Raw genomic sequence first — 25453 nt, forward strand, 5'->3', positions numbered from 1 at the left:
AGACTTGCCCGCCTTTGGGCGCCAAAAGAGCGTGGGGGTCGTGGTCGACCAAGGCTTACGGGGCCCATGTCGGGCTTCAGAAAGGAAGGGAACGGCAGGTGGAGGTTTTCACGTTTTCCAAAAAAGGAGACGGTGGTGAAACGAGCTTGTTGACCGGGGAAAGGGTTTCCAAAGCCAGTTTGAGGCCGGAGACCTACGGCACCCTGGATGAGGCCAGTTCCGTTCTGGGACTGGCCAAGGCGTTCTGCAGCAACGACACGGTGCGCCGAATGGTGCACTCCATACAGGAAGATCTTCTCCTTCTGGGAGCCCAACTGGCCTGCAACGCCCAAAAACGCTTTCAATGGAAGGTGGAAGGCCATCACGTGCAACGCCTGGAACAATGGATCGAAGAGCTTCAACGGGAAGTGCCGCTGCCTCGCCATTTCGTGCTTCCCGGAACCAACCCCGTCAGCGCCTCGCTGGATGTGGCGCGGACCGTGGTGCGACGTGCCGAACGCCGCGCTGCGGGCTTGAAAGAAGGCGGGATGCTGGAGGACCCGTGGGTTCTGGCCTACCTCAACCGCCTGGCCGATCTCTTGTTTACCCTGGCCCGGTACGCGGAAAAATACCCTTAAGCGCATCTCCAAGAAGGCCGATGCCGGTCGAATGTGGCCTTGAAAAGAGCTGACCGTGGCCCGCGTTTCGGTGAGGAACGGTTTCCGCTGGGGCTCGATGACCCGATAAAGCCGGCATGGCGCCCTGGGGGCTCCTGTGGAAAAGACGCCTGACGTTCATGGCCCTCAAGACCGCCACGACGCGCCCCTTGCGGCCGTCCGTCCCAGCAGCCCGATAGCGAAGGGAAGCGCTTTGCGGTGATGTCCCAAAGAGCTTGTCGTGCCCGTGGGGGACGAGGCGGGGAGGTTTTTTGTGAGACATTAGGGTTGTGGCCCATGGAAAAAAGAAGAAAAAAAGAAAAAAATGAAAAGAGGCAGAAAGATCGTTGGGTCATCCCGTGACATTCCGCCAAAACAGCTCCACTTTCATTGAGTCTTTTCATTTTCAGACTTGCCATGGGGCCCAAAGACCTTTAGAAAGTGTTAGCACTCAATGAGATTGAGTGCTAACACCATACCACGAGCTACAAGGAGTGAGAGGCCATGAAGTTACGTCCACTGCATGACCGAGTGATTGTCAAACGGTTGGAAGAGGAAGAGCGGACCCAGGGCGGCATCATCATTCCCGACACCGCCAAGGAAAAGCCGCAACAGGGAAAGGTTTTGGCGGTGGGCAAAGGCAAGCTCTTGGACAAGGGCGATGTGGTCCCCTTGATGGTCAAGGAGGGGGACCGGGTGCTCTTTTCCAAGTATGCCGGCACGGAAGTCAAGGTGGAGGGCGAAGAGCTTCTCATTATGCGTGAAGACGACATTCTGGCCGTTCTCGACTGATCGTATAGGTGAGGAGGAAGCGTCATGGCAGCCAAGGAAATCAAATATTACAGTGAAGCCCGTTCCAAGATTCTAAAGGGTGTGGACATCTTGGCCGATGCGGTCAAGGTGACTTTGGGGCCCAAGGGTCGCAATGTGGTCATTGAAAAAACCTTCGGTTCCCCCACGGTGACCAAAGACGGCGTGACGGTGGCCAAGGAAATCGAGCTGGAGGACAAGTTCCTCAACATGGGCGCTCAGATGGTCAAGGAAGTGGCCAGCAAGACCAGCGATGTGGCCGGAGACGGCACCACCACGGCCACCATTTTGGCTCAGGCCATTGCCCATGAGGGCTTCAAGCTGGTGGCGGCGGGCCACAATCCCATGGCTTTAAAGCGGGGCATTGAAAAGGCGGTGGCCAAAACCGTGGAAGCCCTCAAGGCCATGAGCAAGCCCACCAAGGATCAAAAAGAGATCGCCCAGGTGGGGACCATTTCCGCCAACAATGACGCCACCATTGGAGACATCATTGCCGAGGCCATGAACAAGGTGGGCAAGGAAGGTGTCATCACGGTGGAAGAGGCCAAGGGGATGGAGACCACCCTGGATGTGGTCGAAGGCATGCAGTTTGACCGGGGCTACATTTCCCCTTACTTCGTCACTGACCCGGAAAAGATGGAGGTAGTCCTGGAAGATGCCTACATCCTGTGCCATGAAAAAAAGATCAGCGGCATGAAGGACCTGTTGCCGCTTCTGGAGCAGATCGCCAAGATGGGCAAACCGTTGCTCATCATTGCCGAGGATGTGGAAGGGGAAGCCCTGGCCACGCTGGTGGTCAACAAGTTGCGGGGCACCTTGAAGGTCTGTGCCGTGAAGGCCCCGGGCTTCGGTGACCGTCGCAAGGCCATGTTGCAGGATATTGCCATCTTGACCGGTGGTCAGGTGGTGTCGGAAGACCTGGGTGTCAAGCTGGAAAATGTGAGCTTGAAGGATCTGGGGTCCGCTAAGCGCGTGGTGGTGGACAAGGACAACACCACCATTGTGGATGGGGCCGGATCCAAAGAAGCCATTGAAGGGCGGGTCAAGCAGATTCGCGTGCAGATTGAAGAAACCACCAGCGATTATGATCGAGAGAAACTCCAGGAACGGTTGGCGAAGCTGGTGGGCGGTGTGGCCGTGATTCGCGTGGGAGCGGCCACGGAAACGGAAATGAAGGAAAAGAAGGCACGCGTGGAAGACGCTTTGAATGCCACCCGGGCCGCTGTGGAAGAGGGGATCGTGCCCGGTGGCGGCGTAGCCCTGTTGCGCTGCCAAAAGGCTTTGGACGACCTGAAACTGGAAGGTGAGGAAAAGTTCGGCCTGGACATTGTGCGTAAGGCGTTGGAGGCGCCGTTGCGTCAAATTGCCGACAATGCGGGTCATGAAGGGTCCGTGGTGGTGGAAAAGGTGCGCCAAGGCGATGGCTCCTTTGGGTTCAACGCCGACAAGGAAGTCTATGAGGACTTGATTGCCGCCGGCGTCATCGATCCCACCAAAGTGGTGCGCTTTGCCGTGCAAAACGCCGCCAGTGTGGCGTCCCTGTTGCTAACCACCGAAGCGATGATTGCCGAAAAACCCAAGGAAAAGAAAGAAAGCCCGACCCCGCCCATGGAGGATATGTATTAATCCTAGGGCATGTGATGGCCGCAGCAAGAACCCGGACCCCGTCCGGGTTCTTTTTTGTTGCACCTTCGGCCCCGTTTTTGCTAAGCACGAACGGTTTCACAAAAACGCCGTGCGTCCATAGGGAAAAGGAGAAGCCATTATGGCTCGCGTCACAGTGGAAGACTGCCTCAGGCAGGTGGAAAATCGGTTCGCCCTGGTCCATTTGGCGGTCCGTCGGGTTCTTCAGTTACGAAAAGGCGCCACACCGCTCATCGATGCGCCCAAAAACAAGGAAGTGGTGGTGGCCTTGCGGGAGATTGCGGCGGGTAAGGTGACCCCGGAAAACCTCTTGGAATTGGAGGCTCGAGAGGACCACAACGGCGACTGGTCTCGGCGTCGCCGCATCGGGTCCAGTTCTGAAGAGATTCAGGAAGTGTTGGAGGAATCGGCCCAAAGCGGCACATTGGAAGAGTCCATGGAAGAGGCGGTGGTGGAGCAACAGGGGCAAAAGGACGAAGTGCTGGATTGAGGGGCCGTTGTTGAGGCCTGCCGCGTGAGGGAAGCATGGGAAACCGGACCGGCATGTCGTGTCTGGAAAAGCGCCAATGGCTCAATCGTCCGGCCGTGGCCGTGGACGAGCTCACCGCCCGGGGCCGTGCTCTGGAAGAAGCGGGCTTGATTCATGATGCCGTGGACTTTTACGAAAAGGCAAAGGCTCACGGCGAACTGGAGCGGTTGGTGTCCCTGGCCGTGGAGGAAGGCGACGCCTTTCTTTTTGTTCGGCTGCACCGGCTCCTTCAAAAGGAGCCTTCCGCAGAACAGTGGAAAAATTTGGCCCAACGAGCCGAGGCTCTCGGCAAGACCCTTTACGCGCAGCGGGCGCTGCAGCACCTTTCTTGACAAGCCGCCTTAGCATGCTTATGAGACCTTCGGCTTTTCCGTCCTGAAAAAAGGAATCCTTGAAGAGCATCTCAAGCACAGGTGATAAGCGCTATGGCATCAACCCGGGACTACTACGAAATCCTTGGTGTTTCTCGCAATGCCAGCGAGGAAGAAATCAAGAGGGCCTATCGCAAGCTGGCCCTTCAGTACCATCCCGATCGAAATCCGGGGGATAAGGTAGCCGAGGAGCGTTTTAAGGAGGCGGCGGAGGCCTACGAGGTGCTTCGGGATCCTCAAAAGCGCCAGCTCTATGATCAGTTTGGCCACGAAGGGCTTCGAGGGTCCGGCTTTCAAGGTTTTCAAGGGTTTGAAGATATTTTTAGTTCCTTTGGGGATATTTTTCAGGAATTTTTTTCCTTCAACTTTGGAACGTCCCACAGGCCGAGAACCAGTGCACGTCCGGGAAACGATCTGCTGTACGAGCTGGAAATTTCCTTTGAAGAAGCCATCTTCGGCACCGAAAAGGACTTGGATATCGACACGTACCGGTCGTGCGAACGCTGTGGAGGCAGTGGGTCGGAACCGGGGTCTTCGGAGAGCACCTGCCCTTTGTGCCGAGGTCGTGGGCAAGTGGTGCAGAGCCAGGGCTTTTTCCGCATCGCCACCACCTGCACGCGGTGCCATGGCGCTGGTCGCGTCATCACGACCCCGTGCCGGGATTGCGGGGGACAGGGCCGGCAGCGGCGTGTCAAGAAAGTCCATGTGAAGGTGCCACCGGGGGTGGATTCCGGAACACGGCTCCGCTTGCACGGGGAAGGTGAGAGCGGGTACCGCGGGGGTATGGCGGGGGATTTGTACGTGAAGCTGAAGGTGCGGCCTCACGAGATCTTTGAACGGGACGGCAACGACCTCTATGCCAAAATCTCCGTTTCTTTCGCTCAAGCCATCCTGGGTGACGAGGTCCTTTTGAACACTTTGGACGGTGAAAAGATCATTAAGATTGCCCCGGGCACGCAGCCCGGCACGGTGCTCAAGTTTCATGGAGAAGGGGTCCCCTCGCTGCGCGGTTACGGGCGAGGCGACCTCTTTGTGCAAGTCGATGTGACCATCCCTTCCAAAATTACGCCCCGCCAAAAAGAGCTTCTAGAGGAGTTTCTGGCTATTGAGGAGGAAAAATCGGAAAAAAAGGGGCGCAAGTGGCCTTGGAGCAAACGGCATCAGGACAAGAAACGGGTCGTGGGGGAGGCTGCCCGCTGAAGGTGTGGCAGGACGGATCCGCGACGCAGGAAAACGGATGAGCCGAGAGAACACGCCTTCCAAAGCTGAGCCCGTTTTGGCACGGCGCCTTCTTTCGATGGGCCGTTGACGGGGTTTTCGCGACACGCTCCATGGGCAAGGAGAATCGATGGTGAAGGTTGACCGCTACGCCGGCCAGTACCAAGATTTTCATGCCACCGCACTGTATTGTCCGCGCTGTCGGCAGGCTATGCCGGTTCGCTGCCGGCTTTTGCTGGTTTTGCCGGACGGTGAACTTCACGAGTATCTGTGTGCCGTGTGTGGCACATCTGTCGGCACCAAAACAGTCAGACAAGAGCGCGAAGCCCGCATTCTCATCCCGTAGGGCATGGGAAAAAGCGTGGCCAGTGGGGCGTGCGCCTGAGGTTGAACAGAGGTGAGCAGGGATGATCGAAGCACAGGGTCTGACCAAGTGGTATGGAACGGTTCCAGCCATTCAGGATGTGAGCTTTGAGATTGCCAAGGGAGAAGTGGTGGGGTTCCTTGGACCAAATGGGGCCGGAAAATCCACCACCATTCGTATTCTCACCTGTTTTATGCCGCCGACGGCCGGATTCGCCAAGGTGGATGGTTTGGATTGCCTGGAAAATTCTTTGGAAGTGCGCCGCCGCATCGGCTATCTTCCAGAAAATGTTCCTTTATACAATGAGATGACCGTGCGGCGCTTTTTGTCCTTTGTGGCGCAGGTCAAGGATGTTCCCTGGAAAGAAATAGGCAGGGAAGTGGATCGCGTCATCGAGGTCTGCGGCCTGGGCGGGGTTCGCCACCGCATTATTGGAAACCTTTCCAAAGGCTATCGCCAAAGGGTGGGCTTGGCGCAGGCTCTGGTGGGCAATCCGCCGGTGCTCATCTTGGATGAACCCACCATCGGGCTGGATCCCACACAGATTGTGGAAATTCGCAAGCTCATCGGGGAGTTGCGGCAAGACCACACGGTGCTGCTGAGCAGTCACATTTTGCCCGAAGTGGCGCAAATCTGCCAAAGGGTGCTCATTATCAACAAGGGTCGCATCGTGGCCACGGATGCGCCGCACACCTTGACAGCCCAGCTGCAACAGTCGGCGAAGATTCATGTGAGCGTTTCCGGAGATGGGTCGGGGTTGGCCGAGTCTCTGCGGCACCTGGACGGGGTTTTGAACGTGCTTGTGGAAAGCGGCGAGCCTTGTCGGCTCATCGTGGAAACGGATCGCCACGCCGACCTCAGGCCTGCCCTGGCCCGCGCGGTGGTCCAGCACGGAGCGGACCTTTTGGAGTTGAAGACCTTGGATTTGAGCTTGGAAGACATCTTCATGCATTTGGTGACGGAAGAGCCGAACCACCGGGAGGGGATGAAGTCATGAGAGGTTTTTGGGCGGTGTATCGCAAGGAGCTGTATGCGCTTTTTGCCTCCCCGATCTTTTACGTGGTGGCTTTGATCTTTGTGGTGTTGCACGGCTACTTTTTTTATACAGCCTTGGCCTATTACAGCATGGTGAGCTTTCAAGCCTCGCAAAATCCCTTTATGGCCCAGCAGGTCAATCTGATGGACATGGTGGTGCGCCCAGTGCTCATGGACGTCGCCGTGGTGCTTCTGCTCACGGCCCCTCTGCTCACCATGAGAACCTACGCCGAGGAGCGGCGTTCGGGTATGATGGAACTGCTCTTTACCCTGCCCGTAACCGACAAGGCCGTGCTTGCGGCCAAGTTTGCCGGGGTGCTGACCACTTTGACGCTTCTTTTGGCCGGAACCCTGCCCTCCATGGCCATTCTCGAAGCTTTCGCCGATCCCAACTGGAAGGCCATGCTCTGTGCCTACGCCGGTCTGTTTCTCATGGGTGCGTCTTTCTTGTCATTGGGCATGTTTTCCTCGGCTTTGACCCGAAACCAGATCGTGGCTGCGGTTCTGTCCTTTGGCGCCCTTTTGCTCTTTTGGGTGATCGGGTGGTTGAGTTCCATTATGGGGCCGACGTCCGTGCGCCTGGCCGAATATTTTTCCATCATTCGTCACTTTGACAATTTTTCCAAGGGCGTCCTCGATTCTAGAGACGTGATCTATTACCTGATCTTCATGGGCTTTTTTCTCTTCGTGACCGTGCGCCAGATCGAATCCTATCGATGGCGCGGCTGACCTTGAAAAGATCCAATGGAGGCCTTGGACGATGGCAAAGACCCTGAAATCGCGACGGCTGCATTACGGATCCAGCGCGGTTTTTTCCACTGTGGTTTTTCTGGCCATTCTGGTGCTGGTGGCCCTTATCGCCGAACGACACCCTCTGCGAGCGGATTTGACGGAAAGCGGGCAGTTCAGTTTGTCGGAACAGAGCCGAAAGGTGGTGGCGTCCATTGAAGAGCCCATTACCATCAAGGCGTTTTTTGCCGCAGGTGCCCCGGAAGCCTCACGTGCCAAGGACCTTTTGGAGACGTACCGTTACCACAACAAGAACCTTCGTTACGAATTCATTGACCCGGACAGGGAACCGCAGCTGGCGCGCCAATATGAAATCCGTGACTATGGTGTCTTGGTGATCGAAGGCTTGGGCCGCAAGGAGACCGTGCCGCGTGCCGACGAAGAGGCTTTGACCAACGCCCTTTTCAAGCTCAGCCGCAAAGATGACAAGACCGTGTATTTCCTTACGGGTCATGGGGAGCGTTCTTTTGAGGACATGAGCAAAGGGGGGTATTCATCGGCCAGATCGGCCTTGGTCAAGGAAAACAATCAGGTCAAGTCTCTCAATTTGATGCAGCAGACCGAGGTGCCGCAGGATGCGGCGGTGCTGATTGTGGCTGGTCCTCAAAAACCCTTGTTCGCCGAAGAAGTGGCGTCGCTGGAAAGGTATCTGCTGCGCGGCGGCAAGGTGGTGTTTTTCCTTGATCCCGAAAAGGACGGCGGGGTTCGCTCCTTGCTGGAAAAATACGGCATTGCGCTTGGCGACGACATGATCATCGACAAGTTGAGCCGTGTTTTTGGAGGCAGCTACCTCATGCCCGTGGTGACCCAATACGGGTCCCACAAGATCACCCAAGGGTTCAATGTGGCCACCTTTTACTCAGAAGCGCGTTCCGTAACCCCATCCGATGCGCCCCCCGACGGCGTGACCCTGGTGCCCCTGGCCTCCACATCGGAAAATGCCTGGGCGGAAACGGATCTGGATCGGCTCTATCGCGGCGAGGCGAGTTTTGAAGAAGGCAAGGACAAAGCCGGCCCTATATCAGTCGGCGTTCTGGCGGCCGTGAACACCGAAAAGTTTTCTTTCACGAAGCCTCCGGCCTCAGAGGCGTCGCCGGGGGCTCAAGAGTCCAATTCGGAAGCGCACGATACGGAAAAGGCCGACACCAGCAAGCCGACGATGGGCTACCTTGTGGTTTTCGGTGATTCGGATTTCGCGGACAACACCCATTTCGGTGTTTCCGGCAACAGTGATCTTTTCCTCAATATGGTTCATTTTCTGGCTGAAGAAGAAAGCCTCATCAGCATTGAACCCAGAAAGCAAAAAGCTCAGACCTTGATGCTCACGGCAACCCAAGCCCGCGTGGCTTTCTGGACGTCCATGGTCGGTGTTCCCTTGATCGTTGTGCTTGCTGGATTCGGAGTTTACCGTATTCGGAGGTCGCAGCGATGAAGTGGCGTCACGCGTTGGTTTACCTCGTCGTTTTGGGGCTTCTTGGAGCCTATTACTATTACTTTGAAGTCGTGGCGAAACGGCAGAAAGACGAAGCGGAACGGGCCCAGAAGCGCGTCTTCCCGGTGAGCGCGGAGGCGGTGGAGGAGGTATTCCTGGAGGAGGAGGGCAAACCGACGGTGCATCTCGTCAAAAAAGAAGGGGCATGGGTTTTGGACCAGCCTGTGGCGGCACAGGCCGATCAAGGGGCCGTGAACACCTTGGTCTATTCCCTGGTGGAGCTGGAAAAGAGCCGTGATGTGGACTCGACCGCCAAGGAGACTTTCCTCTATGGCCTGGAAAAGCCCAGCCGCGTGGTGCGCTTTCGCACGCAAAACTCATGGCACCGACTGCGCGTGGGATCCAAGAATCCCACAGGGGAAAGCCACTACGCGGCCAAGGAAGATGAAGGCGCCGTGTTTCTCGTGCCTTCCGGTCAGGTGCAGGCTTTGAGCAAAGCCCCTGAGGATCTTCGGCGTCGGGATCTTGTGATCTTTGAGAACGAGAGCATTCAAAACCTTATGGTGTCGTGGGCCGACGGGCGGCAAGTGGAGCTGGTGCGCCAGGAGCGGAACAAGGACGCGTGGCGCTGCACCCAAGAACCCGAAAAGCGCATAAAAAACATTAAGGTGGACCATGTTTTGAACCAGATGCGCTGGTTGCGTGCGCAAAGTTTTTTAGAAAGTGCCGGGGACGTTTCGGCGTTTTGGGAAGGAGGAATTCCGGAAACCCAAGTGATGGTGCGGGCCTTCGATGGTTCCGAGATTTCGGTGCGCTTCGGTCGTAAGAATGGCGAGCCCGAAAAGTACGTGGCGTGGAGCTCCCAGCTGCAGACGCCGGTAACGGTGGACGCGGCGATCCTGAAAGAGCTGCCGAAGTCCGTGCGCGACGTAGAAGATCGATCTGTGGCGACGTTCAATTCCAAGGACATCAGCCGCGTGGAATACGCCATGGGCGCGGAAAAGGGCGAGTTGATCCTTCAGGACGACGGTTCGTGGGTGCAGGTGAAAGCCGACGGGACTCGCCGCGTGTTCAAGGAGTCCTGGCGCATTCGACCCCTGTTTTGGGAATGGGAGGATCTGGAATACGAAGCAGTGGGTGCCGAAGACGACTGCGGGCAGAAGGCGCAGTGGCATCGCATGAGCTTGCACCCCAAGGATGGAGACACTCTGGTTTTCTCATGGCCCAGCACAATGGAAGGGAAAACAGCCGACAACTTCCCTCTATGCACGGGTTCCGGTCAAGCCTACCTCGTGAAAGCGGAAAAACTGCAGGAAATTGAAAACAAATTCAAGGAAGTCTTAAAAGGTCCGTGATCCAGGCTTGCTAGCAAAGATGCCCTGTGAGCTCCTCGGGTCGGTGCTTTTGCGACCGCTTCTTTGGCATGCCGGCAAAGCGCTACTCCCGCCCTCCCCTGTAGCTGGTCTTTCCCAGCGGCAGAGGACGGCATCCGGGGGGCAGCTCCCCCGTCTCCACCACCACGTCGATGGGAATGCCGCCACGGGCGTACCACAGTCCCACCACCCGCAAATACTTGGGGTCCATGGCTTGTTGCAGCCGTTTGAGAATACTGACCGTGCAAGCTTCGTGAAACGTTCCGCAGTTGCGAAAACTTCCAAGAAAAAGCTTATACGACTTGCTTTCCACGAGCCGTGCCCTGGGCACATAATCAACGATAATGACCGCAAAGTCCGGTTGTCCCGTGATAGGGCACAGGGTCGTAAATTCGGGAGCTGTGAGCCGCACCACATAGTCCACATCGGGATGAGGGTTGGCAAAAGTTTCTAAAACGGCTTCATCCGGATGCGGGGGAAGGGGCGAGGGGCGTCCCAAAAGGCTCAAGTGTTCCAAATCTTCGTGCGGCATGTGCGTTCTTCCCCGTTCTTGCGTGTCAAGGCGGATGAGGGTCAAGGGGTCCGAGAACACCTTCCGTCGGAGCGTTAGCCGTGATCTTTGTCGCGCCTTGCGGCGCTGGACGCGGGCCAACCTTTGTCGGGCCACGCTCCTTAGTCGTTGTTCGCAGGCAGCCCCGTGAGGCATTGCCCGCCTCATCGCATCAAGTGTTTGATTTGATTGTGGTGCTTTCGAAATACCTCTTCGGCCAGTTTTCCCAAAACCTTCTGAACCGACGCCGGTGCGGGAAGATCCAAGGGAGGCGGCAGCCGAAATCGTTCGAATTTCTGAGGACGTATGTAGAGTTTCTTTTCAACGGACATGATTTCTTCCGCCGTGAAGTTGCTCCCGAGAAAATGTTTGTGTTCCAGGCCGCACACATCGAGACTTTTCAGAAAGTTCAGAATGGTCAGAAGGTCGAAGTTGGATTGAAAAGCTTGAATGTTGATGTTCAGCGCGCGAACTTCCAATTCCAAGTCCTCGAAGGTATTCTTGTACTTGGTCATCCAGGTGAGCAATCGGTTGTAGGATTCAAGGTAAAGTTTTCGGAATTTGCCTTTGTGCGTCAGGGCCGTGACCTTGATTAAGCGCACGCCTCGGCTAAAGGGCTTCTCCAGACATTCGTGCCAGAAGGAGTCGCGGGGAATTTCCAAAACAGCGGTCAGGCGCTCCAGCATTTCCGGAGCCATGGTCAAGTAGCCGAGGCGAGTGAAGCGCTTGCCAACTTCGTGGGCCAAGGCGCGCACGGCTTCCGCTTGAGCCTCTACCTCCTCGGTTTCCAGCTCGATCAAGCGTCTTTGCGTCAAGTAGTTTTGGCGAACTTCCTCTTTGACCTGTCGCGTGAGACACGTGATGAGATCGTCTTCCACAAAGCCACCTCCTCGTGGGAACGCACCAGCGGCGCCCTCGAATTCCCGACCTGTCCAGAGCCGAAAGAGTTCGAGGGTTCGCCTGGAGGCTTTTGGGGCTTACAGGGAGCGCTGGGCTGCCATTTGGTCCTGCGGTTGGGTCACGAGAAAAGTGCGAGGATTAAGCGCCAAAGCCGCGTGCGCCGGATGGTACGCGTCCCCGTGTTTTAAGACCACCATGGAAATAGTGTGCGCTTCGGGTTCCAAAAGAACAATGGCGTGAAAAAGGTCATCTACTTGATGGCATGGGTATGGCACGCCCTTAACGTTGGTGATGTCGATATGGCGATGAATGCGGCATGAAAACCAGACCGCAGCGCCGTGTCGTTGCACCGTCTGCTGAATGGCTTCCAGTTGTTTGCGCGAAACCCTCTCAAAGTCCAAACCGTCCAAGACGATCAGGGTCGGGTCGAATCGTACCTGCTCTCGCAAGTTCTGCAGACACTCTTCGAATTTGCCCGGACTGAACGTGTGGTGCAGGTAGGACATGATGAATCGCGAGGACGCCATGTTTTCCTTGAGGCTTTTGAGAATCGTTTCGTCCTTCACCGCGTCCTTGAAGTTCCGGTACAGTTCCTCGTACCAAATCTTGATCTTGTCGGGCAGTTCGTCGATGCAGACGTGAAGGACTTTTTCATTGCGGGCGAGCCCTTCCAGGGCGATGAGGGTGAGACAGGCCGTTTTGCCGACGCCGGCACGGGCCAGAAGGACTCCCATTTCCCCGGAACCCAAGGGCTTTCCCAGGCAGGAGTCAATAATACTTGTTGGAATGGGCGATGAGCCGTCAAAAGCTGTCATGAAAAACTCTCCTTTGAAATGGTCTGAGGAGACGGTTTGGTGTCCATGCAAGCCGGTTGCAACACCAGTATACAATACCTCATCACCCCGCCCAAGGGGTAGTCGAGAAAGCCGGCTAGTTCTTGGAACCTGATTCCTCTCTTCGTGCCCGTATGATGTCCTCGGCGATCCCCTTGGGCACAGGACTGTAGCGCGCAAATTCCATGGTGAATTCCGCCTTGCCCTGGGTGGCGGACCGCAGGACGGTGGAATAGCCGAACATTTCCGAAAGGGGCACCTCGGCTTCGATGCTGGAAAAGGTTCCGTCTTCCGCCGTGCTGATAATGATGCCTCGACGTTGGTTTAACGTGCCCAGCACGGCGCCCTGAAATTCCGAGGGCGTTTCCACCACCACGCGCATCAGGGGTTCCATAAGTTGCGGCTTGGCTTTTTCAAAGGCCTGTCGAAAAGCGCCGATGGCGGCTTGTTGAAAGGCCAAATCGGAGGAATCCACGGGATGGGTGTTGCCGTCATGAATGGTGACCCGCACCCCTGTAATGGGGAAGCCGCCAAGAGAGCCCTTCTTGAGGCAGGCGCGAAATCCCTTGTCGCACGATGGAATGAATTCCTGAGGAATGACCCCGCCGGTGATGCGGTTGACGAATTCGTAGTCCCCTTCTTCCATGGGCTCGATGAACCCTGCCACTCGGCCGTATTGACCCGCCCCGCCGGTTTGCTTCTTGTGTGTGTAATCGAAATCGGCCCTTTGGGTGATGGTTTCTCGATAAGCCACCTTGGGCTGGCCGGTGAAGACGTCCACCCCATACTCTCTTCTCATGCGCTCCACATAAACGTCCAGGTGCAGCTCGCCCATGCCGCAGATGAGCGTTTCTCCGGTCTCTTCGTCCAGGAACGAGCGAAAGGTGGGGTCTTCCTTAGTGAAACGCGCCAGAGCCTTGCTCAGGTTCATTTCCGCCTTTTTGTCCTTCGGCTTGATGGCCAAGGAAATCACGGGATCCGGCACGTAAATGGAGGTCATGGTCAAGCGTCGAGTGCCGTCGGTAAATGTGTCCCCCGAAGCGCAATCGATGCCGAAAAGGACCACGATGTCCCCGGCGGCGGCGGATTCGATGTCTTCCATTTCATCGGCATGCATGCGGCCGAGCCGCCCGACTTTAGAAACTTTGCCGGTGCGCGAGTTGACAATGGTGGATCCCTTCTCGATGGATCCCTGATAAATACGCACATAGGTCAATTGCCCATACCGGGTGACTTCAAGCTTAAAGGCCAACATGACCAACGGGAGATCGGGGCTGGACTTCAAGGGGACTTCCTCATTGTCCCGATCTGCGTCAAGGGCCGTGTTGACCACATCGGCCGGGCTGGGCAAATAGCGCAGCACTGCGTCTAAAAGGGGTTGCACGCCCTTGTTTTTGTAGGCGGAACCCATAAGCACGGGAGTGACTCGAAGGTTCAACGTCGCCTGCCGAACGGCTTGGTCAATGATCTCTTCGGTGACCTTTTCTTCCAAAATGGCCTCGGTGAGTTCATCGGAAAAAAGCGAGAGCGTATCCAGCATTTCCTCGCGCTTTTCCTGGGCCAGAGCCCGAAGCTCTTGCGGAATGTCGTGCTCCTGAACATCTTCGCCATTGGGGCCTTCAAAGGTCAGCGCCTTCATGCGAATGAGGTCCACAACACCTCGATGGTCGGCTTCCAGGCCCAAAGGGATTTGCAAAAGCACAGGCACATGGCCCAACTTTTCCCGAAGCTGGTCGGCCACTTTCAACGGATTGGCTCCGGAGCGGTCGCACTTGTTGATAAAGGCGATCCTCGGCACATTGTATCTTTTCATTTGTCGGTCCACGGTGACCGATTGACTCTGCACACCCCCGACGCCGCACAGCACCAAAACGGCACCATCCAATACCCTCAAGGCCCGTTCCACCTCAATGGTGAAATCCACATGGCCGGGCGTATCGATGATGTTGATGGCATGGTCTTTCCACTGACAGTGGGTGGCGGCGGACTGAATGGTGATGCCGCGCTCCTTTTCCAATTCCATGGAATCCATGGTGGCCCCCACGCCGTCTTTACCCTTGACTTCGTGGATCGCATGGATTTTGCGCGTGTAAAAAAGGATGCGCTCCGTCAAGGTGGTTTTCCCTGAATCGATGTGAGCGCTGATGCCGATGTTTCTAAGCGTCGTCAAATTTCTCATCTTACGTTTCTCCAAACAAGCTGCCGAAAGGTTTCCTGCCCCAGACAAAATAAAACGGGCACTTAAAGCTTAGTGCCCGTCGGGGAAAGCAGTGCTTATCAGAAATTTATCGGAAAAGGAAGAAAAAAGTCCCGCCTTAGGACTGTGCAGGAATTTTGATGCGCAGTCCCGGTTTGATCTTTTGGGTGTTGTTCATCTTGTTGGCCGAAAGGATTTTCTGAACCTCCACATTGTATTTCCGCCCGATGGCCGACAAGGTTTCACCCGGAGCCACTGTATGGATTGTCGGCTGAGTGCTTTTGGATTCCTGTGCTTTGGGCGAAGATTTCTTCACGGTGTTGTTCTGAGGTGCCAGCGTCGAAGCCGTCTTGTCGCGGCGTGCGCTGGAGCTCTGCTGTGAAGAGGCGGCTTGCGACTTTTTTGAGGATGCCTCTGGGGAGTTCTGGCCGGGGGGCGACACGATCAGAGTGGATCCGGGGCAAAGCATGCTCTTGGCAGGTAAATTGTTCCATGCCATGAGATTGCTCAGTGGCACTTTGTATTTTCTGGCGACAGATGAGAGGGTGTCACCCTTTTGCACCACATGGTTCCGAGCATTTGTCTGATCTCGCTTGTCGAGCCATGAAGCGCGGCCGGGCATCGAGGCATTGGTCCGTGCTGAAAGTTCCTTGGCGTGGTCCGCGGTCAAAGCATTCCGAGACGGGCCTTCCACAATGAGTGTGGATCCCACACGAAGCGGTTTCTTTTCGTTGATATGATTCATTTGAGCCAGCTGCGTAGTGGTGAGTCCATAGGTGCGGGCCACGGAGTAGATGGTATCGCCACGGCGTACGGTGTGCATTTTCGTCACAACTTTTCGAGGTTCCGAATGGACCCACGAGCTCACATCTACAGGAGGAAGGGAAGCCGCCACCGAGGCGACTTGCGCAGGTTCCAGAGGAATAAGGTTTCGTAGTCTAAGGCTTTCAGCCAGATGGACGGGTTCCAGTTCAAAGGCTCGCCGATAATAGACGACCGATGTTCCCGGGGGCAAGGGCGCATGCGGACTGAGATGGTTCCAGCGCACAAGGTCGTCCACGCGGACACCAAAGCTTTGGGCCAGAGCTGCAAGATCGGTTTGGCGTTTATCCACATAGTAGATAACCTTTTTGGGAAGAAACCCTGCCTGCGCCAATTCAATAAGGGCTCTTTTATCGGTGTCGTAAGGGTCGATTCGGGCCGCCAGCGTGGACCAGGGGGCGTCGAAACGCACGTGAATATGATCGTCGTGGAGTGGCTCGTGGCGGATAGCTGCCTCGGCTGCCTTTTCTCCCACCGCCTTTTCTCCCACGTCGTTGAAAAGCCGGTTTAACAGCGCCTCGTCAAACCCTCGAGACAGGGCAAATTCAAAAAGCATCTTTTGGATTTTCCGGTCCACGAAAAGGTATTGAACCCGCCCCGTGCGGATCAGGGCTTCAATGAGCGTCCAGGTCTTGGGCACGTCCAAATTGCGCGCATTCATGGGTGTGAAGCAGTCCAGAGGCTGATTACCAATGGCGTACATGCCCAGGTCGACGTCACGGCCGTTTTGATGGGACTTGTGCCCCTTGAGGGGGCCGCCGAAGGGCCCGGAAATATCCCCGATAAATAGGTCCACCGTATTGGGATATTTTTCCCGCACCGCCTCAATGGCTTCCAAAACACTGCCGATCAGTTCTGGTGTGGCATAAGCCAGGTTAGGATTCCGGACCGTATAGCCCCCCATGTGCGTGGGAAAGGGAATGCCGTTGACCAAGCGTCCATTATAAGGCTCTCCAATGGAAAGGGTCAGGGCGTGTGCTAAAGAAGGCCATGTCAGGCAGGTGCACAACGTGGCTACAGTACCTAAAAGGTTCATCATTCGCTGCCGGCGCGCCCGAAGACGGTGTTGGCCGGTGCATCTTCCGTCGCTGCCGTAAAAGTAGCTCGACCGTTCCAGGATGTCCCTCCTTTGCTCAAGGTTTACCATCTACGAGTCGATTCGTCTCTTATCGTATGGCGAGCCCATGCCCGCCACGGTGAAACCTCGATAGGCGCACCTCTCTCTGGAACATCCTGCGGCGCGCCGAGCATGTGAAACTATTCCTAATTAAAGAAGTGAGAAAGATCTGTCAAACAAAAAATGCAAGTCCGCTCTATGACATGGAAAAAGTAAGCCGGATCTAACTTTTGAGGCCCCTTTGGAGTTGCAGAATATCTGTGGCGGATTCCGCGTGGCGTGCTGATTCAGCAGGGGCTTTTGGAGTGATCCCGAGCATTCAGGCTTTCGTAGAGGGCGATTTGTTCGGCAAAGCTTAAACGCCTGCCCCGGCACGCGGTGCGGCGGCAGGCCTGGCATCGAGCCTCTGAGCATTGCTGGCAAAAGTGGCAGTCAGGACACGGATTTTTCTTGGGAGTTTTCCGAGGCCGCGCTGGAGCATACACGCGGGCCATACCGCAACGTTCAATGAAAAACGTGGTCTCGCCGCTGTCTTTGTGGGCCATGGCAGCCTCCCCTCTTGTGGTTGCAGCTTTTACAAAGCTAAATTTAGAAACATGGCACATTGAAGCAACGGGGCCGAAAAAGGGCGACGCCCCGGCGTCCGAGGAGCGCGTTCGAGAATGGCTTTGGGGGGCCGTTTTTGTTTTCGTTTGTAGGAGCGCCGCAAGGCGCGAGAAGGCCTCGCGGCTCGCGCCGCTCCTACGGAAGGTGTTTCCAAACAGACGCCTAAAGGTGGTGCAGCGGCCTCAATGAAAGAGAGGCTTTGAAGGCGTGTTGCATACGTTGGAACATGAGTATTTTATGGGACTGAGTCTTTGTGAGGCGGATCGGGCCTTGGCGTGTGACGAGGTACCCGTGGGGGCGGTTTTGGTGGGCCTGGATGGCGTGGTCTGGGCTCGAGGCCACAACCTGACAGTGACGCAACGGGATGCCACCGCCCATGCGGAAATGGTAGCGCTTCGGCGCGCCTCGGCGCTCTTGCGCAATGGCCGACTTTCCGGCACGGTACTCTATGTGACCTTGGAGCCCTGTCCCATGTGCTTGGGCGCTTTGATTCAAGCCAGAGTCGACGGCGTTGTTTTCGGAGCTTTGGATCCCAAGGCGGGGGCGGCCGGTAGTGTTGTGGACTTGACAAGGCCCCGGCGTTTCCATCATAGTGTCGAGGTTCTGGGCGGGGTTCGAAGCGAGGAATGCGCGCAACGGCTCGCCCGGTTTTTTCAACAACGGCGAAAGCCCAGGTGCCGAAAGAGCGGAGAGGTACCGAAGTGGCCGTAACGGGGTCGACTCGAAATCGACTTGTCCTGTGAAGAGCAGGGCACGTGGGTTCGAATCCCACCCTCTCCGCCAGTTGAGCCCTATCGTCTCTGGCCGCGTTCATAAGCCATGAAGCTGTAGGCGTGGTGCTCGCCGAGCAAAGGGGCGAAAAGGTGCCAAGTGCCCGGCCGCTCGAAGGGATGTGAGCAAGCCTCAGGCGCTGGAACAGCTCGACCGGCGCATCGCGGCTGCCACAGGCTGGGCGGAGGCGCCGAAAAGCTTCGCCCCAAATAAGGTTTCCATGTTCTTTGCCCTCGGTGTGATGGAGTGCGCTGCGGAGAGATGCCCGAGCTGGCCGAAGGGGCACGACTGGAAATCGTGTGTTCCGTCAAAAGCGGAACCGAGGGTTCGAATCCCTCTCTCTCCGCCACTTTTATGTGTCACGAACCCATGTCCTCGACACCCCCATGTCCTATCTGGTCCTGGCCCGCAAATGGCGACCTCAAACCTTTGAGGAAGTGGTCGGGCAGCCTCATGTGACCCGAACCCTTAAAAATGCGGTGCAATCCGGCCGCATCGCTCATGCCTACCTCTTTACGGGTGCGCGCGGTGTGGGCAAGACTTCCGTAGCCCGTATTCTGGCCAAGGCCCTAAATTGCGAAACGGGCGTGACCCCTGTGCCCTGTAATCGATGTTCCAATTGCGTGGAAATCGGACAAGGCCGGGCCGTGGACGTGCTGGAAATCGATGGGGCCAGCAACCGAGGCATCGACAGTATTCGCGAATTGCGCGAAACCGTTCGATATCGGCCGGCCAAGAGCGCCTACAAGGTGTACATCATCGACGAAGTCCACATGCTCACCACGGAGGCCTTCAACGCCCTTTTGAAAACCCTGGAGGAACCTCCGGCCCACGTGGTGTTCATCTTTGCCACCACCGAGCCGCACAAGATTCCCGCGACCATTCTGAGCCGTTGTCAGCGCTATGACTTTCGAAGAATTCCCATGGAAGAGATCCACGGGCAGCTTCAGCGTATCGCCCAACAGGAAGGGCTGAGCTTATCGGCATCGGTTCTGGACGCCGTGGCTCGCGAGGCCGACGGGAGCATGCGCGATGCCCAGAGCCTCATGGAGCAACTTTTGGCCTTGCGGGGCGACGACCAGGAAGACCGCGAACTTCTGGATCTTTTGGGAATCGTAGACCGAGAAAGTGTACTGGAAGCGGCCGAGGCCGTGGTGCGCCGGGATCCCGCGGCCTGTCTGGACGTGGTGGAACGCATCGATCGACGGGGCATGGACAGCCGTCGCTTTTGTCAAAGACTTTGCGAACTTTTTCGGGATCTTATGGTCATCGCGTTTCGCTCGCCTTCTGGGAAAACGCCGGCCCATGACCTGGGCGAAGAAAAGGAACGATTGCAGCGCTTGGTGGATCAGACCACGGTTGAGGATCTGTTCCAGTATTTTCAAATCCTTGTGTCGGGTGAGGAAGACATTCGACGATCTTCGCTGCCTCGAGTGACGTTGGAAATGCTGCTGCTTCGCTTGGCCTGCCTGCCTCGAGCCGAATCCCTCGAAAGGATTCTGGAACGATTGGAAAATTGCGGTGAAGGGCCATGGACGGAAAGGCGGGAACGGGACTGGACACCCCTGGCTTTGGCAGAGCCTTTGCGAACGGAGCCGGCGCAGGGTTCGCCGGCGGCGGCCGCCGAGGAGGCTTTTTCTTTGAAAGGCCGTTTCGGAGATGCTTTCGAGGGGGAAGGCGTACCTGAGGAGCCCCCGGACGTGCCCGGCACGGGCGTGGAGACCGGGCAGGGTCCGGCGCCGGAAGAGGCAGTGCAGTACTGGGAAAATTTCTGCCGCTGGCTCTCGGAACGGGATCCCGTGGTCGCCGCCAAGCTGGCTCAGAGCACGGCGTCGGTGGCGGCGCCCAACGAGGTGAAGGTGGAACTTTTGGAAATCTATGAAGAAAGTGTGAAGAACGGAGCCATGGAACAGGGGCTTTTGGACCATCTGACACAATACTTTCACGGCAGGCGGCCCGACTGGCGGATTCGCTTTTCCGTCAGAAAGATCGAATCCCGGCCGGCGCGGCGGACTCGAAAAGACCCCGACCGTTCCACGAGTGCCGTTCTGCGCCACCCGTCGGTCCAGATGGCCTTGGAAATTCTCGGAGGAGAACTTGTGGAAATACGGCCGGTTCGGCCGGAAAAACCCGCACGGCGCCGCACGGGGCCGGCTGACGATGCCACATGAGGAGGCGACACAGAGCATGAAAGGATTCAACCCACTGCAGCAGCTCAAGAATTTTCAGAAACGCTTGGCCGAAGTCCAAGAGGAATTGTCCCATCGCACGGTGGAGGCGTCTTCGGGCGGTGGTATGGTGACGGCGGTGGCCAACGGGCGTCAGGAAATCCTCAAGATCATCATCGATCCTCAGGTGGTGGACCCGGCCGATGTGGAGATGCTGCAGGACCTGGTCACGGCGGCGGTGAATGAAGCCTTGAAGAGGTCGCAGCAGATGATGGCCGAAGAGATCGGCAAACTGGCCGGGGGCGTCCATCTTCCGCCGGGAATGAATATTCCCGGCCTGTTTTGAGGGGGTGCGCGGCGAAAAAGGTGGCAAGGCTATGGTGACCAAAGCCCATCCGCCCGTGTTGCGGGAACTCGTGCAGAGGCTGACTAAATTACCGGGCATCGGGGAAAAGAGTGCCACGAGGATGGCGATGTTTCTTTTGAAGGCTTCGGACGACTATGTGCACGGGTTGGCGGAAAATCTTGAACGTTTGAAGAGGGAGATTCGCACCTGTCCGGTGTGTTTTCATTTTACGGACGGATCCCTGTGCGGTATCTGTGCCGATCCGTCCCGCCGGACCGGAGAACTGTGCGTGGTGGAAACCAGCGCCGACCTTTTGGCCATCGAAGAATCGGGCGCCTTTCGAGGACGTTACCATGTGCTGCAGGGCGCCTTGGCCCCTCTGGATGGGGTTGGTCCCGACGATCTGCGCATTCCCGAATTGCTCAAACGGCTGGAACAGGAAGAGGTGGGTGAAGTCATTCTGGCGACCAATCCCACCGGCGAAGGGGAAGCCACGGCCCATTATCTTGCCAAGCTTCTGGAAAAACGCCCCGTTCGCGTTTCCCGCATTGCTTCCGGCATTCCCATGGGCGGCGATGTGAAGTACGCCGACAAAGTGACCTTGGAAAGAGCTCTGCAAGGGCGCCGACACGTGCAATGAGGCGCAAAATGGCTTGACCCTTGGGGAAGCAAATCGATATAAAAGCCAGAGTGATCGTGGGGTCTCATTGGGGCCGGAAGAGACGACATGAAGGGCACCGCCCCGCTCGACCCCGCCGCGCAAGCGGTCCTGCCCTGAACCAGCGAACAATGATGGAGTCGGTCTATGGTGGAGATTCGGTTTCACGGTCGAGGCGGACAGGGAGGGGTGACCTCGGCGGAGCTGACGGCCCTGGCTGCCATCGAGCAGGGCAAATTCGCCCAGGCTTTTCCCAGTTTCGGTCCGGAACGGCGGGGTGCTCCCGTCACGGCTTTTGTGCGCGTGAGTGATCGGCAGATTCGAACGCGGGAAAAGGTCTACAGCCCCAATATTGTGGTGGTGTTGGACCCGACCCTTTTGCAGATAGTCAATGTGGAAGCGGGGGTTCCGGAAGACGGTATCGTCGTGGTCAATACGCGGCTGGGCCCCGGCGACTTGCGAAAGACCCTGGGATTGACGCGGCGCCTGGCCGTGGTGGATGCCGCTGCGATTGCCCTGGAAACCCTTCGAGTGCCCATCACGAACACGACCATGCTGGGTGCGCTCATCAAGGCCACAGGCGTCATCAGCATCGACGCCCTGCGCGTCCCCGTAGAGAAGCGTTTCGGCCCCATTGCGGAAAGGAACCTCAAGGCGTGCCAACGAGCTTACGAAGAAACGGTAGTGGAGGAATAAACGGTGGCCAAGGAAACGGGAATTGTACGGTGGAAGGACCTGGCCCTCGGGTGCACCTTGACGGAACCGGGGACGGCGGCGCAGCTGCGAACGGGCGACTGGCGCTCCATGCGCCCCGTGACCAACTATGAGCTCTGCATCAAGTGTGGCCAGTGCTACATCTTTTGCCCGGACATGGTCTATTCGCGGACGGCCGAGGGATACTACAAGGCTAATTATTACTATTGCAAAGGCTGCGGCATTTGCGCTCGAGAATGTCCTAAGGACGCCATCCAAATGGTACAGGAGGAGAAGTGAGATGGGCAAGAGAGTGGGAATGGAAGTCTCCATCGCCGCAGCCGAAGTGGTGGGGCTGTGCGATGTGGACGTGATCGCGGCGTACCCCATCACGCCGCAGACGCACATTGTGGAGCATTTGTCGGAACTGGTGGCGGACGGACATTTGGATGCGGAATTCGTGCCGGTAGAATCGGAACACAGCGCCATGAGCGCGTGCGTGGGGGCGGCCGCGGCCGGCGCGCGCACCTTCACGTCCACAAGTTCCCAAGGCTACGCCCTCATGGCGGAAATCTGCTACATCGCCTCCAGCCTTCGGCTCCCCATCGTCATGGCGGTGGCCAACCGTGCGCTGAGCGCGCCCATCAACATTTGGAACGATCATGCCGACATGATGATGGCCAGGGACACGGGTTGGATTCAAACGGTGGCCGAAAACGGACAGGAAGTGGTGGATCTTTTGCTGCACGCCTATCGTGTGGCCGAAGACCCTCGCGTGCTGTTGCCCGTGATGGTGAATTTGGACGGCTTTACCCTGAGCCACATGATCGAGCCCATTTGGATGCCGGACAAAGATGAAGTGAACCGGTATCTGCCGCCTTATAAGCCGAAGCTTCGCCTGGATCCTCGTCAGCCCATGACCTTTGGTCCCGTGGGCATGCCGGAAGTGTACACCGAAGCCAAAAAGGCACAGGACGAGGCCATGAACGGGGCCTTGCCCGTCATTGTAGAAGCCTGGCAGGAATTTGAAAAGCAGTTCGGCCGTGCCTATCGTCCCGTGGAAACCTACAAGACAGATGGCGCGCAAATTCTTCTTTTGACCATGGGCAGCATTTCCGAAACGGCCATGACGGCTGTGGACAAGATGCGGGCCGAAGGCAAGGAAGTGGGTCTGGTGCGTCTGCGGTTGTGGCGGCCTTTTCCGGCCAAAGAACTGGTGGACGTCATGAAAACGGCCAAGGCTGTGGCGGTGGTGGACCGGGCCATGCCTTTGAGCACGCGAAGCGGTCCTCTGTGCCTGGAAGTCAAGGCCGCCCTGTACGACCACGGGGTTTCGCCCTACGTCCAGAACTTCATTGCCGGTTTAGGCGGCCGGGATGTGACGGTGGAAGATTTTGAGATGATGGCGGCCAAGACGAGCGACGGACTCGCCAAGGGCCTTCCCATGACCTATGAAATCGTGAATGCGAGGGAATAAATGGGCATCGCAGCGGAAGCACTCAAGGATTTCAAGGGCTTTAACCTCAAGAAGCTTCCCGAGGTGGAACCGCTTTCTCCCGGTCATCGCGCATGCCAAGGGTGCGGAGAGATACTGGCTTTGCGCCAGGTGCTCAAGGCCCTGGGGGAAAACATCATTGTGGCCAGTGCCACCGGTTGCATGGAAATTGTCACCTCCCCGTTTCCTCAGACGGCGTGGCGGGTGCCCTGGATTCATGTGGCCTTTGAAAACGCCGCGGCGGTCATCAGCGGCGTGGAATCGGCTTACAAGGCCCTCAATCGCAAGGGAAAGATTCAGCAGCCCGATGTCGTGTTTCTCGCCTACGGCGGTGACGGCGGCACGGCGGACATCGGTTTGCAGGCGCTGAGCGGCGCCCTGGAACGGGGGCACAATTTCGTCTACGTGTGTTTGGACAACGAAGCCTACATGAACACCGGCATTCAGCGTTCCTCCTCGACCCCATACGGCGCCATGACCACCACGTCGCCTCCAGGCAAAAAGAGCATCGGGCAGCGTACCTGGAAGAAGAATGTGGCCTACATTGCGGCGGCCCACGGCATTCCCTATGTGGCCACCGCATCGCCCGCCTTCGCCCTGGACCTGATGAACAAGGTCAAAAAGGCGGCCATGATTCCTGGACCCGCTTATCTTCACATCCACTCGCCCTGCCCGACGGGATGGCGCCACGAAACGGATATGGCCATTGAAGTGGCCCGGTTGGCGGTGCAGACCAAGGTCTTTCCGCTCTATGAAGTGATCGACGGAAAGTGGATTTTATCCCGCAAGGTGGCCAAACCCAAGCCGGTGAGCGAATATTTCAAGGTGCAGCGCCGGTTTCGACACCTGACGGAAAAGGACATTGAAGAGATTCAGCGGCGCGTGGACGAAGAATATGAGGAATTGCTCCGTCGGTGCGCCATGAGCGGCGAGCCGGAAAAGAAAGAAAGCGAAGAATCGGCGGGCGAGTGAAAATCTTGTGATGTGCCGACCGACAGGGACTTTCGCCCCTTAGGCGCACACGGCGCGCCCCGGACCATTCATCCGCGCTGCGGCGGCTCACGGAGCCAGGAAAAGCCCGGGCAGCCTTATGCCCAAAAGAATCCTGCACCCTCGCGGTAGGCACCCATGAGAATGGGGAGATGCCGATCCGGTGAAAAAAGGCGCGTTCGTCCATTTCCGGTCTAGTCCAGCGGCAGCGGCGCAAGCCGCGACGGCATATCGCGCCTTGCGGCGCTCCTACAGCCTCAAGCCGAAAGGACGCGGCCACGCCGAAGTCGAAAAGCTCCGTTGAAGCTTGTCTGAAAATGCCTTTTCGCTCAGGGCTGATTTGGCCATTTCAGCGAATGACGAGGCCCATTCGGGCTGAAATGTGCACTCTCCAATGGGCCGCCTTTAGGCTTTGGCAAAGCAGCTTGGTTTGAAAGGGGGCATGGCGCCCCGGCGGCGCTTTCAAAAAGGACGCTTCAAGGGGATAGACGGTTTCCCGCTTGACAAAGGTTTTCAGCTTTGCTACTGAAACGCGGCGCTTCGCGGAAACCTATCCCAGGGAAGCCCGTGTGTTCCCCGGTAGCTCAATCGGCAGAGCGGGTGGCTGTTAACCACTAGGTTGGCGGTTCGAGTCCGTCCCGGGGAGCCAAAAAATCCATCCGCTGATTTCAGCGGTTCTTGTTTAACGCAAGACCCCGTAGGGTGATCCCCTCGGGGTCTCGTTGTCTCTGGCGTGTTCACGCCGGCTTATCTGTCTGCCACGCTGGGTACGTGACAGGCAGGCGCCCGCACATTCACCCTGATTCCCTGCCTGCCGAAGCCTCGGCGCAGGCCGGTCCATTTCGAAGCCAGGGGGCTGGGTGCAACCCTGGGGGTTATAGGCGCTCACCGAAAATGTCCCTTCCGAATTCTCCCGTTCGCCGTTTTTCGAGTCTCCTTGTTTAACAGCCCGGTTGCATCAGGACACCCGCATCGACATTTCGAATTCCCCTCCAGTAGGTATCTGCCGAAAGCCGGACCGGTGGGTCCGGCGCAAGCGGATGACCAGACAGCGGAAACAGCCGTGAGATCGGAGACCGTTGCGGGTGCCGGCGACATCGCCTTCAG

General features: G+C 57.3%; 24 protein-coding genes, 3 tRNA genes and 1 pseudogene. 22 read left to right on the forward strand and 6 right to left on the reverse strand.

Going from position 1 to position 25453, the window contains the following annotated elements; genetic code table 11:
- Positions 1–98: 98 nt before the first annotated feature.
- From ACUVSA_RS04015 to ACUVSA_RS04065, 11 genes and pseudogenes are all read left to right on the forward strand, one after another.
- Positions 99–617 carry a cob(I)yrinic acid a,c-diamide adenosyltransferase gene (locus tag ACUVSA_RS04015; RefSeq protein WP_445893873.1) on the forward strand — a complete coding sequence of 173 codons (519 nt, stop codon included), beginning with the start codon at positions 99–101 and terminating at the stop codon, positions 615–617.
- A 522-nt stretch (positions 618–1139) separates the two neighbouring features.
- Entirely contained in the window at positions 1140–1427 is a 288-nt protein-coding gene (gene groES, locus ACUVSA_RS04020; RefSeq protein ID WP_445892678.1) for a co-chaperone GroES, read from the forward strand.
- A 24-nt stretch (positions 1428–1451) separates the two neighbouring features.
- Positions 1452–3071, forward strand: a complete 1620-nt coding sequence (gene groL / locus ACUVSA_RS04025; RefSeq protein WP_445893874.1) for a chaperonin GroEL — start codon at positions 1452–1454, stop codon at positions 3069–3071.
- A 139-nt stretch (positions 3072–3210) separates the two neighbouring features.
- Positions 3211–3399: pseudogene (gene rpoZ, locus ACUVSA_RS04030) on the forward strand (DNA-directed RNA polymerase subunit omega); the annotation flags it as partial.
- A 233-nt stretch (positions 3400–3632) separates the two neighbouring features.
- Complete coding sequence (locus ACUVSA_RS04035; RefSeq protein ID WP_445893875.1) at positions 3633–3950, forward strand: hypothetical protein; 318 nt, start codon at positions 3633–3635, stop codon at positions 3948–3950.
- Between the two features lie 93 nt (positions 3951–4043).
- Positions 4044–5189 (forward strand): molecular chaperone DnaJ, encoded by a 1146-nt coding sequence (dnaJ, locus tag ACUVSA_RS04040; protein ID WP_445893876.1) that lies wholly within the window; start codon positions 4044–4046, stop codon positions 5187–5189.
- Between the two features lie 148 nt (positions 5190–5337).
- On the forward strand, positions 5338–5553 hold the full coding sequence (locus tag ACUVSA_RS04045; protein ID WP_445892682.1) for a cytoplasmic protein: 216 nt from the start codon (positions 5338–5340) through the stop codon (positions 5551–5553).
- A 61-nt stretch (positions 5554–5614) separates the two neighbouring features.
- Positions 5615–6568: an ABC transporter ATP-binding protein gene (locus ACUVSA_RS04050; RefSeq protein ID WP_445893877.1), complete on the forward strand. Its 954-nt coding sequence runs from the start codon at positions 5615–5617 to the stop codon at positions 6566–6568.
- A complete protein-coding gene (locus ACUVSA_RS04055) occupies positions 6565–7335 on the forward strand; it encodes an ABC transporter permease (protein WP_445893878.1) in 771 nt (256 codons plus the stop codon). Before ACUVSA_RS04050 ends, ACUVSA_RS04055 begins: the two co-directional genes overlap by 4 nt.
- 31 nt (positions 7336–7366) lie before the next feature.
- Positions 7367–8827, forward strand: a complete 1461-nt coding sequence (locus tag ACUVSA_RS04060) for a GldG family protein (protein ID WP_445892685.1) — start codon at positions 7367–7369, stop codon at positions 8825–8827.
- On the forward strand, positions 8824–10182 hold the full coding sequence (locus ACUVSA_RS04065) for a DUF4340 domain-containing protein (protein ID WP_445893879.1): 1359 nt from the start codon (positions 8824–8826) through the stop codon (positions 10180–10182). Before ACUVSA_RS04060 ends, ACUVSA_RS04065 begins: the two co-directional genes overlap by 4 nt.
- Positions 10183–10264: 82 nt before the next feature.
- On the opposite strand, the gene queF is transcribed toward ACUVSA_RS04065, so the two are convergent.
- The 6 genes from queF to ACUVSA_RS04095 all read right to left on the reverse strand — a co-directional run bounded on the left by queF (position 10265) and on the right by ACUVSA_RS04095 (position 17164).
- Positions 10265–10732: a preQ(1) synthase gene (gene queF / locus ACUVSA_RS04070; protein WP_445893880.1), complete on the reverse strand. Its 468-nt coding sequence runs from the start codon at positions 10730–10732 to the stop codon at positions 10265–10267.
- A 182-nt stretch (positions 10733–10914) separates the two neighbouring features.
- On the reverse strand, positions 10915–11628 hold the full coding sequence (locus ACUVSA_RS04075; RefSeq protein WP_445893881.1) for a hypothetical protein: 714 nt from the start codon (positions 11626–11628) through the stop codon (positions 10915–10917).
- Positions 11629–11727: 99 nt separating this feature from the next.
- A complete protein-coding gene (locus tag ACUVSA_RS04080) occupies positions 11728–12465 on the reverse strand; it encodes a hypothetical protein (RefSeq protein WP_445893882.1) in 738 nt (245 codons plus the stop codon).
- A 115-nt stretch (positions 12466–12580) separates the two neighbouring features.
- Positions 12581–14662: an elongation factor G gene (fusA, locus tag ACUVSA_RS04085; RefSeq protein WP_445893883.1), complete on the reverse strand. Its 2082-nt coding sequence runs from the start codon at positions 14660–14662 to the stop codon at positions 12581–12583.
- Positions 14663–14798: 136 nt separating this feature from the next.
- Positions 14799–16541 carry a penicillin-insensitive murein endopeptidase gene (locus ACUVSA_RS04090; protein WP_445893884.1) on the reverse strand — a complete coding sequence of 581 codons (1743 nt, stop codon included), beginning with the start codon at positions 16539–16541 and terminating at the stop codon, positions 14799–14801.
- A 365-nt stretch (positions 16542–16906) separates the two neighbouring features.
- Positions 16907–17164: a hypothetical protein gene (locus ACUVSA_RS04095; protein ID WP_445893885.1), complete on the reverse strand. Its 258-nt coding sequence runs from the start codon at positions 17162–17164 to the stop codon at positions 16907–16909.
- Positions 17165–17432: 268 nt separating this feature from the next.
- Between ACUVSA_RS04095 and tadA the strand changes: the two genes are divergently transcribed.
- The 11 genes from tadA (at position 17433) to ACUVSA_RS04150 (ending at position 24995) form a co-directional block, all read left to right on the forward strand.
- Positions 17433–17936: a tRNA adenosine(34) deaminase TadA gene (gene tadA / locus ACUVSA_RS04100; RefSeq protein ID WP_445892692.1), complete on the forward strand. Its 504-nt coding sequence runs from the start codon at positions 17433–17435 to the stop codon at positions 17934–17936.
- Positions 17913–18008, forward strand: a tRNA-Ser gene (locus ACUVSA_RS04105). The genes tadA and ACUVSA_RS04105 overlap by 24 nt, the downstream gene beginning before the upstream one ends.
- Before the next feature lie 243 nt (positions 18009–18251).
- Positions 18252–18345, forward strand: a tRNA-Ser gene (locus ACUVSA_RS04110).
- Between the two features lie 37 nt (positions 18346–18382).
- A complete protein-coding gene (gene dnaX / locus ACUVSA_RS04115; protein WP_445893886.1) occupies positions 18383–20167 on the forward strand; it encodes a DNA polymerase III subunit gamma/tau in 1785 nt (594 codons plus the stop codon).
- A 16-nt stretch (positions 20168–20183) separates the two neighbouring features.
- Entirely contained in the window at positions 20184–20510 is a 327-nt protein-coding gene (locus ACUVSA_RS04120; protein ID WP_445892694.1) for a YbaB/EbfC family nucleoid-associated protein, read from the forward strand.
- Between the two features lie 31 nt (positions 20511–20541).
- On the forward strand, positions 20542–21150 hold the full coding sequence (gene recR / locus ACUVSA_RS04125) for a recombination mediator RecR (protein ID WP_445892695.1): 609 nt from the start codon (positions 20542–20544) through the stop codon (positions 21148–21150).
- Between the two features lie 165 nt (positions 21151–21315).
- Positions 21316–21864, forward strand: a complete 549-nt coding sequence (locus ACUVSA_RS04130) for a 2-oxoacid:acceptor oxidoreductase family protein (RefSeq protein WP_445893887.1) — start codon at positions 21316–21318, stop codon at positions 21862–21864.
- A 3-nt stretch (positions 21865–21867) separates the two neighbouring features.
- Positions 21868–22161, forward strand: a complete 294-nt coding sequence (locus ACUVSA_RS04135) for a 4Fe-4S binding protein (protein ID WP_445893888.1) — start codon at positions 21868–21870, stop codon at positions 22159–22161.
- Between the two features lies 1 nt (position 22162).
- A complete protein-coding gene (locus tag ACUVSA_RS04140) occupies positions 22163–23338 on the forward strand; it encodes a transketolase C-terminal domain-containing protein (RefSeq protein WP_445892698.1) in 1176 nt (391 codons plus the stop codon).
- A complete protein-coding gene (porB, locus tag ACUVSA_RS04145; protein WP_445892699.1) occupies positions 23339–24328 on the forward strand; it encodes a pyruvate synthase subunit PorB in 990 nt (329 codons plus the stop codon).
- A 591-nt stretch (positions 24329–24919) separates the two neighbouring features.
- Positions 24920–24995, forward strand: a tRNA-Asn gene (locus tag ACUVSA_RS04150).
- Positions 24996–25453: the final 458 nt, after the last annotated feature.

This window comes from Desulfosoma sp., assembly GCF_052743555.1.